Raw genomic sequence first — 12773 nt, 5'->3', positions numbered from 1 at the left:
TTAATGAATAAGTTTACTTTTTAAACATCATTATGAAGAAATATCAACACAGAGATATTTCATTTCAAGGTATTCATCCATACCGAATTTAGACCCTTCACGGCCTAACCCTGATTGCTTGACTCCACCAAATGGCGCAACTTCATTAGAGATGGCTCCGGTATTAATTCCTACCATACCGTATTCTAAGGCTTCGCCTACACGCCACTGACGTGCTGTACTTTGGGTAAATACATACGTGGCCAGACCGAATTCTGTATCGTTCGCCATCTGAATTGCTTCTTCTTCAGTCTTGAAGCGGAATAATGGCGCCAACGGTCCAAAAGTTTCTTCTTTTGCCACACGCATCTGCTGGGTGACTTCAGTCAGAAGCGTTGGTTCGAAGAATGTACCGCCCAGATTTGAGCGCTGTCCACCGGTTTTCACCTGTGCACCTTTGCTCACTGCATCGGCAATATGTGACTGCACTTTTTCAATCGCAGCCTCATCAATTAATGGACCTTGGGTAGAAGCTTCATCACGGCCATCACCGACTTTCAGTTTGTCAACGGCAGCCACCAGTTTTTCTACCAGCGCATCATAAATGCCATCTTGTATATAAATCCGGTTCGCACACACACAGGTCTGCCCACTGTTCCGGAATTTACTGGCCATGATGCCCTGTACCGCCTGTTCAAGATTGGCGTCATCAAAGACCAGAACTGGAGCATTGCCACCAAGTTCTAAGGACAGTTTTTTGATGGTCGGTGCACATTGCTGCATCAGGATACGACCGACTTGAGTTGAACCGGTAAAGCTTAACTTTTTCACAGTTTCGCTTTCACATAAGACCTGACCCACTTCAACCGCATCACCACTGACATGCAGCAATACATCTTGTGGCAAACCTGCGCGCAAGGCCAAAACTTCAAGCGCATAGGCGGTCAAAGGCGTTTGTTCAGCCGGTTTAACCAGCATGGAACAGCCAGCAGCCAGAGCTGGCGCGGCTTTACGGGTAATCATCGCCGCCGGGAAATTCCATGGTGTGATCGCAGCTGCTACCCCAATTGCCTGTTTAATGACCAGTAAACGTTGGTGAGCAAGCGTTGGAGTCAACACGTCACCATCAATACGGCGCGCCTGCTCGGCAAACCAGCGGATAAAGGAAGCGGCATAACCAATTTCACCACGCGCCTCAGCCAGTGGCTTGCCCTGTTCAGCGGTCAGAATCTGAGCCAAAGATTCTTTATGTTCCTGCATCAGATTGAACCAGGCCCAAAGCACATCCGCACGTTCAAGTGCTGTCTTGGCTTTCCATGTTTTCTGTGCTTGCTGAGAACGAGCAATTAGCTGTTCTACAGATGCACGGTCATGGGATTTTACCCAGGCCAAAGTGGCTTGGGTTGCTGCATCTCTGACTTCAATATATTCACCCGTGGCAGGCTGATCGAAGCTGATATCAGGATGCTGTAATAAATCTCTATATTGCGCTTGAAGCATGATCATTACTCTTTCATTAGGCTGCAACAGACATTGCAAACCCTTGTTTCAAGATAGCCAATCCCGCACGGAACTGTTCTGCCGGAATCGTGAGCGGGTATAGGAAACGGATTACATTACCATAACGACCGCAGGTCAGGATTAACAGACCATTTTGCATGGCATGGTTTTGTACAGCTTTTGCCTGTTCCGCAGTTTCCAGCTCAACCGCCACCATTGAGCCCAGTGCACGAATATCTTTGACCATGCTAGAAGACATTTTCAGTTCATGTAAAACATCAACCAGTTCTGCGCCTAGATCATTCGCTCTTTCACAAAGACCTTCTTCTTCAATGATATCCAGTACCGCATGGGCAGCCGCAACAGCAACCGGGTTACCTGCATAAGTGCCTCCCAATCCACCCGGATTTGGTGCATCCATCACTTCAGCACGACCCACAACGCCTGAAATCGGGAAACCGCCGCCCAGACTCTTTGCCATCGTAATCAGATCTGGCTTGGTCTCATAATAATCCATCGCAAACAGTTTACCTGTACGCGCAAAACCAGACTGTACTTCATCAGCAATCAGTAAAATGCCGTTTTGATCGCATAATACACGCAAGCGTTTCAGGAATTCTGCTGGCACCACATTAAAACCGCCTTCACCTTGTACCGGTTCAAGCACAATTGCTGCTACGTCATGCGCAGCAATATCTTCTGCGAAAATATCTTCGATGCTTTGCATTGCATCATCAACACTAATGCCTTTGGATTCCACCGGATAACGGGCATGGAAAACACCACCAGGCATCACTCCAAAGTCGCGTTTATAAGGTGCAGTTTTACCAGTCATGGCCATCGTCATAAATGAACGGCCATGAAAACCATTACCAAAAGTCACAATGCCATGACGGCCAGTATAGGCACGGGCAATTTTAACTGCATTTTCGACAGCTTCAGCACCAGTCGAAAAGAATGAGGTTTTTGCAGCACCTTGGATGGGAGCGCGTGCATTGATACGTTCTGCCAGAGCAACGTAACTCTCGTATGGTACAACCTGATAAGCCGTATGGGTAAATTTGGTTAATTGTTCAGTGACCGCAGCAATAATTTTAGGGTGACGATGGCCAGTATTCAGTACGGCGATTCCGCCCGCAAAGTCGATATATTGATTGCCTTCTGCATCCCAGATGGTCGAGTTTTCTGCTTTTTCCGCGTACCATTGACACATGACCCCAACACCACGTGGTGTCGCCTGCTGTTTACGTGCATTCAGTGCTGAGTGTTTACTGTCCATTTTGTATCCTCATTCTTGATTCATACGTTGTAAATTTTGCTATCCGGATTTTGGGATAGAAATTTGCCAAAGACTGGCTGATGTTGTTCATTTTGCGCTTTTATGCGTATGAGACGAGAGCCACTTTGCAGCAGATGGAAGGAGCCAATTGGTCTGGTTAAAATAAGAAAAAGAGTCAAAATTTAAAATTATTTTATTTATAAACAATTATTTATATTTTTAATAAAAATTGGCCCCTTTTTAAATAAAGAAGCCAATTTAAAAACCCATCGCAAAAATTTACGATGGGTAATCATGGATTAAATCTAGTCGTTTTTATGGATTAATTCATCTTGCAAAAACTTCGCTTAACCCGGATAGATCCCGCGTTCCTGACGTGCCATTAAAATACGCTCACAAGCCAGAATATAAGCGGCTGTACGCAAAGAACATCCGGCCTGGACTGATTTTTGCCATACATCCTGTACTGCATTTTTCATGCTGGCATCCATACGCTGATTAATCTCTTCCTCGGTCCAGAAGTAGCTGGCCAAATCCTGAACCCATTCAAAATAGCTCACTGTCACGCCACCCGCATTGCAGATCACGTCTGGCACCACGGTAATATGACGCTCACTCAGAATTTCATCCGATTCAGTCAAAGTGGGACCATTGGCACCTTCCAGAATCATTTTGGTCTGAATATTTTGCGCGACCTGAGTATTAATCACACCTTCCAGCGCTGCCGGAATAAAGACTTCGGCAGGAATGGTCCAGAAAGCTGATGCAGAAATTTCATCGCTGGTAGAAAATCCCTGAATTTTATGGTGGGCATTTGAGTATTCAAGCAGCTTTTTAATATCAATCCCCTCTTTCTGATACAGGGTGGCAGAATGGTCCTGAACACAGATCACTTTGCTGCCATTTTCCTGGAAAAGCAGCGCAGCTTCACTGCCCACATTACCGAAACCCTGTACACAAACCCGAGCATTTTTTAAATCCAGACCGATTTGCTGGGCAACTTCACGACCGCTAATAAATACGCCGCGACCTGTAGCTTTACTGCGGCCTAAAGACCCCCCTAAATGAACCGGCTTTCCGGTCACTACACCAGTAATCGTAGAACCCGCATTCATGGAAAACGTATCCATCATCCAGGCCATGATTTGCGGATTGGTTCCAACATCCGGCGCCGGAATATCTTTTTGCGGTCCAATAATTAAATTGATTTCTGCCGTATAACGTCGGGTCAAGCGTTCCAGTTCCCGCTTGGAAAGCTGGCTCGGATCAACTCGCACACCGCCTTTGGCACCGCCAAAAGGTAAATTTAGAGCAGCACATTTGATCGTCATCCAGGCCGACAGAGCCATCACCTCATCTAAATTGACATCTGGATGAAAACGCACGCCGCCTTTGCCTGGACCGCGAGTTAAATTGTGCTGAACACGATAGCCTTCAAAATGCTGAACCGTACCATCATCCATAATGACCGGGACATCGACAATCAAACTGCGCTTTGGGCGTCGCAGCATATCCAGTCTTTCACTCAGTTCACCCAGATAAGGCGCTACTTTATCCAGTTGCTTAAGATAATTGTTCCAGGCCGTTGTACCCTGATCGGTGTAGGTCAATCCTTTCATCATCATGTTCATTCTATGATCCTTTTGTTATATGCAGTCGCATGTCCTGGCGGCTGCAACACATCTCTATTCGCCTGTTATGGCAATCATTGCTTGATTCAGGTCTCAGTTCAGCAAGCTCCTAACAAAATCAGTGTCTGGATTTTTCGCTTTAGTTTTAATCGGTATCTGTGTATATTGCCTGCCCGCCTGTATGCTCGCATTCAAGCCGCAGGTACATGATCAAAACGCATACAAGACACTTTACAATGACTGCCTGATCAGACTATTTTGCACCTAGCAATACCGCTCTCACGAGAGCCATTTCAAATTTGTAGGAGAGAGCCAATTGCGTAGCTTGCTTGGAGATTATTTACTGCAGCGATTGCAGCAAGATGTCACAGGAACATTACAGATGCGCCTGTTCCGCTGCTTGCGTAACGCGATTATTGATAGCGTACTAGCTCCCAAAACCCGCTTGCCTGCATCACGTGATCTGGCCAAAGAAATTCAGGTATCGCGTAATACGGTTTTAAATGCCTATGAACAATTACAGGCACAGGGCTATGTGGATGCCCGTACCGGTCAAGGCACCTGGGTGGTAGAGAAATTACCTGAGTCCTTTTTGGTGAAGGCAGAACAAAGCTCTCCTGCAGTTACGGAAAAAAAAGCACAGCAAAATTATAATCTGTCGCAACGCGGTTCCTACTTGCTCGGCTATTCAGCAGCCTCGCCTTATCAATGGGGAGCCTTTGTACCGGGCGCACCCGATGTAACCGAATTTCCGCATCATATTTTCAGCAAAATCCAGACACGTTTGAGCCGTGAACCTCAAGTCAACAACCTGATTTACAGCAATGCCGGTGGCTCCCTGGAACTACGTCAGGAGCTGGCGGAATATCTGAAAATTGCTCGTTCAGTGCAGTGCGATGCTGATCAGATCATTATTACCGAAGGCACCCATCAGGCAATTGACTTAGTCTCGCGTACTTTAAGCGACATTGGTGACGAAGTCTGGATCGAAGATCCGGCCTATTGGGGCGCGCGTAATATTTTACGAATTAATGGTGTGAATCTGCGTTCCTTACCGGTCGATCAGGAAGGGATTATTCCCGATCTGCATCCCAAGAAACCGCCTAAGCTGATTTTTGTGACGCCTTCGCATCAATATCCCTTAGGTTCACATTTAAGTTTGGAACGGCGCAAACAGTTAATTGCACTCGCACGCCAACACAACAGCTGGATTGTTGAAGATGATTATGACAGTGAGTTCAGGTTCTCGGGCCAGCCCTATCCTTCTTTACAAGGTTTGGAGCCGGATTCTCCGGTGATTTATATGGGGACGTTTAGTAAGACCATTTATCCGGCTCTGCGCATTGGCTATTTAGTGGTACCAAAGCAGCTCTTTTCTTCGTTGCGAATTGTGGCCTCGGAACTTTATCGTGGTGGTCACTTAATCGATCAGCAAACACTGGCTGAATTTATCCGTGAAGGACATTATGAGGCGCATATCCGACGGATGCGTTTATTGTATGGCAAACGCCACGCTTTTTTAATTGACCTGATTCGCCGACATTTAGGTGAAGATTTTCTGCATGAATACAATACCGCCGCCGGTTTGCATCTGATTTTAAAATTGCCGAGCAGCAGTGATGATGTCTTGATTGCATCCAAAGCACTGGATCAGGGCATCAAGGTCAGAGCCTTGTCGCAATACTATACCAAACATTATTCCACCCGGCAGAAAGGATTATTACTGGGCTTTGCCTGTGTGAGTGAACAGGAAATTCTGGTGGCTTTCGGGATGTTGTTAAAGTGCTTGCGTGAGCATGGAATTCGCACTTTAACTTAGTAAAAAGTTAAGGATCAATACAATTATATTTTTAAAATCAAAAAGCTTTTATTTATTTTTAAGAGAAAAGTAAAAGCTGCTGTTAGCCTGATATTTTAGGTAGGCTTTATTTTTCTGTAAATATGGCCTGCTTATATTTTTTATCTCTTAAGCCAATTGGCTCCTTTGAATTGCTCAAAAATGGCTCTCGTCACTTTATAACAAAAAAGAGAAATTAACCGCATACATGAACAGCATGTAACCGTACTTTAATCAAAGTGTGATCCTGTCTATAGGGCTACAAGGATTTATTTTATTAAGATTAACTTAATATTGGTCAAGCACTGATGAATTCGGTTACAGTTTCAAAGGATAAGATAGCGTAAGCCAAATAAGGAATTTTATTGCCGCTACGCTATTGATATTAAGGGAAATTATATGGCAGAACATCAACATTTCTCCAATTCCGAATCATCAAACGGCTTAAAAAACGGACTTAAATCACGCCATCTCACCATGATTTCAATTGCGGGTGTCATTGGTGGAGCACTCTTTGTCGGCTCCGGTAATGTCATCTATTCTGCAGGACCGGCTGCACTCATTGCCTATACTCTAGGTGGACTATTAGTTTTACTCATCATGCGTATGCTGGGAGAAATGGCGGTACTGAATCCCGACAGTGGTTCATTTTCAACCTATGCGGATCGTGGAATCGGGCGCTGGGCTGGATTTTCTATCGGCTGGTTATACTGGTCTTTCTGGACGTTGCTCATGGGCTGGGAAGCCTTTGTTGCCGGGAAAATCCTAAATAGCTGGTTTCCATTTATCCCGATCTGGGGCTATATGCTTCTGGTCACTGTAGCACTGGTCTGGATTAATCTCCGTGACGTAAAAAACTTTGGTGAATTCGAGTTCTGGTTTGCCCTGATCAAAGTTATTGCCATTGTACTGTTTCTGGTGTTTGGTAGTTTGGCCGTGATGCACCTGTGGCCTTGGGGCGATGCCTCTATGCTCGGTGGTACAATTCATCTAACCGCTCAAGGCTTTATGCCTAATGGGTTTTCATCGGTGATCACGGCCTTATTGGGTGTAATGTTTGCTTATATGGGAGCAGAGATTGTCACCGTAGCAGCAGCTGAAACCAAAGATCCAGCCAAGGAAATTCGTAAGGCCGCTAATTCAATTGTATGGCGTATCATTTTATTCTATGTCGGTTCAATGTTGATTACGGTTTGCCTGATTCCACACAATAATCCTTTATTGAAAGATCCGACCTGGGGTACGTATAGCGTAGCGCTTACTGCACTCGGTATTCCAGAAGCACGCCATATTGTTAATTTTGTCGTGCTCACCTCGGTATGTAGCTGCTTTAACTCCGCACTTTATACCTGTTCACGCATGGTCTATTCCCTCTCGAAACGTGGAGATGCACCAAAGAGTTTCGGTTTAACCAACCGCAATAACAGCCCATGGGTAGGTGTCATCTTTTCAAGCCTGTTTTCTTTCGTGGCGATTTATCTGACTGCCACCGAAAGTATGAATATTTATGATGTCTTGATGTTAGCGACTGGTACCGTATCTTTATATGTCTATCTTGCTATTGCCATTTCTCAGCTTAAGTTACGTAAAAAACTGGAAGCTGAAGGACAAAATATTCCATTCAAGATGTGGTTATTCCCATGGCTCACTTATCTGGTCATTATCTTTATTGTCGGTGCTTTAATTACCATGATTATTGAGGGGACGTATTTTAAAGAAGTGGTTTATACCAGTGTGCTTGCATTATTTATTGTAGGCTTAGGCATCTGCGCACAAAAGTTTAACTGGGGTAAAGCCTCAGCCAAAAAGGAAAAGGCAGCACAGGCCAGAATTAATTTAAGTGATAATCTTTAATTTATTTCTATAGAACTTTATTAAACCCATCAGAATGAATAAATAAATGGAGAGTTAAAAAACTCTCCATTTATTTTATATACAAGCCCAGTAAAAAAGGCCTATGTATGTCTAGATTTTAAATCTCCGTTGATACCTCACCTTTCCTAATCAAATTTCACCTTTCAAGACCACCTCAGCTATCAAAGTGTAGCCAGAAGCTGTTTCATCAGCTTTTTCTGTTCTGGTTGCTCAACCTAATCCGTTTCAACGAATAATTGATAAATCTCGAATACATTCTGTTATGAAATGTTGAGTCCAGCCTCATTTTGCCTAAAAGCTTCTAATATATTTTTTCTTATATGGCCACAATCATTGGAATTGGAAAAGATATGAATCATTATCCTGAAACCCCAGCTTCAACTGAAACACAAGACCATCAACCGGGTGTGCAAACCAAAATGGACCCTGCACCGGAAATTATTAAACCGCATTATAAAGGCAGTGAAAAATTAAAAGGCAAAGTTGCCTTGATTACTGGTGGTGATAGCGGAATTGGCCGTTCTGTATCGGTCTTATTTGCTCGCGAAGGTGCCGATATTGCCATTTGCTATCTGGATGAAGATCAGGATGCACGGGACACCAAAAAAATGGTGGAAGATGAAGGCCGCCGTTGTCTGCTGATTCAATGTGATTTACAAGATCAAGATGAAATCAAGAAAATGGTGGAGCAGACCCTTCAGGAATTTAAAACGATTAATATTCTGGTCAATAATGCCGGGGTTCAATACCCGAAAGAAAGTATTACCGATATCTCGCCCGAGCAATTACTTAAAACATTTAATGTGAATATTCTATCGATGTTCCACCTGACTCAGGCGGTGATTCCGCATATGCAAGCAGGTGACAGCATTATCAATACCACCAGTATTACCAGTTATCACGGACATGATCAGCTGATTGACTATGCCAGCACGAAAGGTGCCATCACTACACTTACCCGAAGCCTTTCCACCAATTTATTGAAAAATAAAACCGGCATTCGTGTCAATGGTGTCGCGCCAGGGCCAATCTGGACACCATTAATTCCGAGCAGTTTTGATGAAGAACAGCTTAAAGATTTTGGTAAAAGTACCCCAATGGGCCGCATGGGCCAGCCAAGTGAAGTAGCACCGGCGTATTTATTTCTGGCCAGTGAAGAAGCCAGCTATATTTCAGGTCAGGTGATTCATGTGAATGGCGGCAGTATTATTAACGGCTAATCTGGCACAGAAGATAGCGGTTCTAGCTGACCGTTATCTTCATCTATTTAATCTTTAGATTTTCATATTTTAAAAAATTAGTTTTTTATAAAATGATTCCAACAAATACTTACCCTTGTAAAAATAAGCTCTTGTTATAGTAATTTCAGCCAAACCTGATGAGGATATTAAGATGCCTAGAGGTGACAAATCAGCCTATACCGATAAGCAGAAACGGCAGGCCGAACATATTGAAGAAAGCGAAAAAGAACGTGGTCATTCTGAAGAAGAAGCCGAACGTATTGCCTGGTCAACGGTCAATAAACAAGATGGGGGCGGCAAGAAAAAGAAAACGTCTCATTAAGCAAAATTCATATTCATGACGCTATAATAGGACACATCTAAAGACTCTCTATAATTAAATTATAGAGAGTCTTTTAGCATCAGCTTTAAGTAATATTTTCGATACGCTGCTGAGTCCATGCTGGCCAGAGCTTTTCCAGTGTTTGTTCAAATTTTGCATTTTCGGTTCGCCATTGTGGATTTTTGTCCTTATCGATAATCAGTGCACGAACGCCTTCAATAAAGTCGCCCTGCTCTAACCAGACATCTTGTAAGTCCCGTTCCAGCTGCATGCATTTTTCTAGCGACAAATTCTGTCCAGCTTGCTGTAACTTCAGGCTGGTTTGCTTGGCCATAACCGGACGCTGCTGCAAAATGGTTCGCATCTTATTGGCCCAGTCCTGATCAGTTGAATTACTTGTATGAGCAAGACTCTGTTCAATCTCCTCCAGGTGTTGATAGCCAAAATGCTGATTAATTAGATCTGCACGTTTTTGCAGCTCACTTTCCACCGGATGCGTAATATAGGAACTAATGACCTTTTGAATCTCAATCGGGTTTAATACCGGTGCTGCAATCAATGCTGCTTCTAATTCAGCAAAACGCTCACTCGGCACATGATAATCCACCAGATCCAGATACAGCGCATCACTGCTACTGATTTGCTCACCAGTCAATGCCATATAGACACCGACTTCATCCAGTCGGGACAGAAAATGGGTAGCACCGACATCGGGGAAAAAACCAATCGCAGTTTCTGGCATGGCAAAACGTGATTTTTCACTGGCGACTTTGATATGACAGGCTTGAGCGAGGCCAAAGCCTCCGCCCAGTACATAGCCATCCATCATCACGATCACGGCCTTTGGAAAATTACGCAAGGTGCTCAGCATCTTATATTCAGTGGCAAAAAAATCCTGATATTGGGTATTGCCGGCCTGATAGCTGTCATACAGATAGCGGATATCTCCTCCAGCACAAAACGCCTTGGGACTGTTGGAATTGATCAGGATGGCTTGCACTTCTGGATCATGGCACCATTGATCGAGTTGCGCCTGAATACCCTGAATCATCGGGAGGGTTAAGGCATTTAAATGGCTGGTGCGGTCCAGGCTGATAATGCCCAGACCTCCTTCTACCCAAATCGCTAAATTATTTTCATCACTCATTTTATTTTCCTATTCTTGTTTTATGGATGGGTAAATTTAGCGGGGCGTTTTTCCACAAAGGCCTGCATGCCTTCCTTTTGATCAGCACCGGCAAAAATGGAATGGAACACTCGACGTTCAAAGCGCAGGCCTTCTGCCAGGCTCACTTCAAAGGCCCGATTAATTGATTCTTTAATCATCATCACGGCAGTAAGTGACTTTTCAGCAATTTTTTCGGCAGCTTGCAGGGTTTGCTCCAGTAATTCTTCCTTAGCAAATACCCGAGCTACCAGACCACTTTGTTCCGCTTCTTGCGCCCCCATCTGCCGTGCAGTCAGGCACATTTCCATGGCTTTGGCCTTACCAATCGCCAAGGTTAAACGCTGGGTACCGCCAATGCCTGGCAACACGCCTAAAGTAACTTCGGGCAGACCAAATTTTGCATTCTCAGCGCAGTAAATAAAGTCGCACATCAATGCCAGCTCGCAACCACCACCCAAGGCATAGCCACTCACTGCGGCGATTAAAGGTTTGCGGCGCTGGGCAATCCGGTCGGCCAGACTGAAAAAATCATCTAGATAAATTTGCGGAAAATTCAGATCTGCCATTTCTTTAATATCGGCACCGGCGGCAAAGGCTTTTTCCGAACCGACAATCACAATACAGCCAATTGCCGGATCTTTTTCCAGCTGATCCAGTGCCTGATTGACTTCAACAATCAGCTGGTTATTTAGTGCATTTAAAGCTTGCGGACGATTTAAAGTAATCAGCCCGACACCATTACGTTGTTCTAATAAAATTGTTTGCCATTGCATGAGATAAATCCTTTTAAAATTAGAGGCTGCGCGCAATCACCAGCCGCTGAATATCGCTGGTGCCTTCATAAATCTGACAAATCCGCGCATCGCGGTAAATCCGTTCAATTGGAAAATCTTTGAGATAACCGTAGCCACCAAAAATCTGCAGCGCTTTGGAACAGACACGTTCTGCCATTTCTGAAGCAAATAGCTTGGCCATGGAGGCTTCGGTTAAACAGGCTTCACCGGCTTCTTTCTTGCGTGCTGCAAAATGGACCAGTTGCCGTGCCGCTTCAATTTCAGTCGCCATACTGGCCAGCCTGAAAGAAATCGCCTGCTGTTCAAAAATCGGTTTGCCAAAGGCGACCCGATCATGCGCATAGGCCGTTGCTTCTTCTAAAGCGGCACGCGCCAAACCAACCGCCTGTGCGGCAATACCGATTCGCCCGCCTTCCAGATTTGCTAGGGCAATTTTCAGACCTTCGCCTTCGGCGCCGAGTCTTAAACTTTCATGAATGCGGACATCAGTTAGGGCAATCTGACAGGTATCCGAAGCATGCAGGCCGAGTTTTTCTTCCACCCGAATCACTTCATAGCCAGGTGTGTCGCGCGGCACTAAAAATGCACTCATGCCTTTTTTGCCCGCAGATGGGTCGGTCACGGCAAAGACAATAATCATCCCGGCATTGTGGCCTGAGGTAATGAACTGTTTGGCGCCATTCAGAATGTAGTGATCGCCATCCTTGACCGCCCGAGTTTTAATGGCAGCAGCATCCGATCCGGTATGCGGTTCGGTTAAGGCAAAGGCACCAATCATTTCACCTTGCGCTAAAGGCTTTAAAAATTGCTGCTTTTGCTCTTCCGTGCCGAACTTGAAAATCGGCACACAACCCACCGAGTTATGTACGCTCATAATCGCGGATGTTGCACCATCAGCCGCAGCGACTTCTTCTAAGGCCAAGACATAAGCCAGCGTGCCTGTGCCCGAACCGCCCCATTCCTCGGGAATCAGCATCCCCAGAAAACCCAGCTCTCCCATTTGAGCCAAGGCATCTTTGGGAAAGATGCCTTTTTGATCCCACTCGCCGGCAAAGGGTTTAATCTGTTCCTGGGCAAAGCTTTTGGCCATATCCTGAATTAGTTTTTGCTCTTCCGTTAGTTGCATCGATGCTTCCTTCAATCTTCT

10 protein-coding genes are annotated in these 12773 nt (G+C 45.0%); 4 read left to right on the top strand and 6 right to left on the bottom strand.

All coding sequences use genetic code 11. The features are described 5' to 3' along the window. Positions 1-30 precede the first annotated feature (30 nt). From NI466_RS06680 to NI466_RS06670, 3 genes are all read right to left on the bottom strand, one after another. The gene (locus NI466_RS06680) at positions 31-1479 is read right to left on the bottom strand and encodes an NAD-dependent succinate-semialdehyde dehydrogenase (protein ID WP_253173162.1); all 1449 of its coding nucleotides are present in this window, start codon (positions 1477-1479) and stop codon (positions 31-33) included. A 16-nt stretch (positions 1480-1495) separates the two neighbouring features. Beyond that, positions 1496-2758, bottom strand: a complete 1263-nt coding sequence (gene gabT, locus NI466_RS06675; protein ID WP_253173145.1) for a 4-aminobutyrate--2-oxoglutarate transaminase — start codon at positions 2756-2758, stop codon at positions 1496-1498. Positions 2759-3105: 347 nt separating this feature from the next. After that, positions 3106-4377 carry a Glu/Leu/Phe/Val family dehydrogenase gene (locus NI466_RS06670; protein ID WP_253101490.1) on the bottom strand — a complete coding sequence of 424 codons (1272 nt, stop codon included), beginning with the start codon at positions 4375-4377 and terminating at the stop codon, positions 3106-3108. A 328-nt stretch (positions 4378-4705) separates the two neighbouring features. On the opposite strand from NI466_RS06670, the gene pdxR reads away from it, so the two are divergent. The 4 genes from pdxR (at position 4706) to NI466_RS06650 (ending at position 9664) form a co-directional block, all read left to right on the top strand. Continuing rightward, positions 4706-6208, top strand: a complete 1503-nt coding sequence (gene pdxR, locus NI466_RS06665) for a MocR-like pyridoxine biosynthesis transcription factor PdxR (protein WP_253173144.1) — start codon at positions 4706-4708, stop codon at positions 6206-6208. Positions 6209-6625: 417 nt separating this feature from the next. Beyond that, positions 6626-8080: an amino acid permease gene (locus tag NI466_RS06660; protein ID WP_253173143.1), complete on the top strand. Its 1455-nt coding sequence runs from the start codon at positions 6626-6628 to the stop codon at positions 8078-8080. Between the two features lie 371 nt (positions 8081-8451). Continuing rightward, the gene (locus tag NI466_RS06655) at positions 8452-9321 is read left to right on the top strand and encodes an SDR family oxidoreductase (protein WP_253173142.1); all 870 of its coding nucleotides are present in this window, start codon (positions 8452-8454) and stop codon (positions 9319-9321) included. Positions 9322-9493: 172 nt separating this feature from the next. Then, entirely contained in the window at positions 9494-9664 is a 171-nt protein-coding gene (locus NI466_RS06650; protein WP_004280276.1) for a hypothetical protein, read from the top strand. 85 nt (positions 9665-9749) lie between these two features. Here the strand turns inward: NI466_RS06650 and NI466_RS06645 are convergent, their stop codons facing one another. The 3 genes from NI466_RS06645 to NI466_RS06635 are packed head-to-tail and all read right to left on the bottom strand — an operon-like array spanning position 9750 to position 12752. Further along, complete coding sequence (locus NI466_RS06645) at positions 9750-10811, bottom strand: enoyl-CoA hydratase/isomerase family protein (RefSeq protein WP_253173141.1); 1062 nt, start codon at positions 10809-10811, stop codon at positions 9750-9752. A 20-nt stretch (positions 10812-10831) separates the two neighbouring features. Then, complete coding sequence (locus tag NI466_RS06640) at positions 10832-11605, bottom strand: enoyl-CoA hydratase (RefSeq protein WP_253173140.1); 774 nt, start codon at positions 11603-11605, stop codon at positions 10832-10834. A 19-nt stretch (positions 11606-11624) separates the two neighbouring features. After that, a complete protein-coding gene (locus NI466_RS06635) occupies positions 11625-12752 on the bottom strand; it encodes an acyl-CoA dehydrogenase family protein (protein WP_253173139.1) in 1128 nt (375 codons plus the stop codon). Between the last annotated feature and the right edge of the window lie 21 nt (positions 12753-12773).

Origin of the sequence: Acinetobacter lwoffii (assembly GCF_024129595.1) — a bacterium.
In the GTDB taxonomy this organism is placed as follows: domain Bacteria; phylum Pseudomonadota; class Gammaproteobacteria; order Pseudomonadales; family Moraxellaceae; genus Acinetobacter; species Acinetobacter lwoffii_O.
The sequence above is the reverse complement of the archived record's forward strand: the minus strand, read 5'-3'. Positions and strand labels throughout refer to the sequence as shown.

Excerpts from the sequence above, each read along its gene's own strand:
- gabT (WP_253173145.1), bottom strand. The coding sequence starts at position 2,758 with ATGGACAGTAAACACTCAGCACTGAATGCACGTAAACAGCAGGCGACA.
- NI466_RS06670 (WP_253101490.1), bottom strand. The coding sequence starts at position 4,377 with ATGAAAGGATTGACCTACACCGATCAGGGTACAACGGCCTGGAACAAT.
- NI466_RS06635 (WP_253173139.1), bottom strand. The coding sequence starts at position 12,752 with ATGCAACTAACGGAAGAGCAAAAACTAATTCAGGATATGGCCAAAAGC.
- NI466_RS06660 (WP_253173143.1), top strand. The coding sequence starts at position 6,626 with ATGGCAGAACATCAACATTTCTCCAATTCCGAATCATCAAACGGCTTA.
- NI466_RS06680 (WP_253173162.1), bottom strand. The coding sequence starts at position 1,479 with ATGCTTCAAGCGCAATATAGAGATTTATTACAGCATCCTGATATCAGC.
- NI466_RS06645 (WP_253173141.1), bottom strand. The coding sequence starts at position 10,811 with ATGAGTGATGAAAATAATTTAGCGATTTGGGTAGAAGGAGGTCTGGGC.
- NI466_RS06655 (WP_253173142.1), top strand. The coding sequence starts at position 8,452 with ATGAATCATTATCCTGAAACCCCAGCTTCAACTGAAACACAAGACCAT.
- NI466_RS06650 (WP_004280276.1), top strand. The coding sequence starts at position 9,494 with ATGCCTAGAGGTGACAAATCAGCCTATACCGATAAGCAGAAACGGCAG.
- NI466_RS06640 (WP_253173140.1), bottom strand. The coding sequence starts at position 11,605 with ATGCAATGGCAAACAATTTTATTAGAACAACGTAATGGTGTCGGGCTG.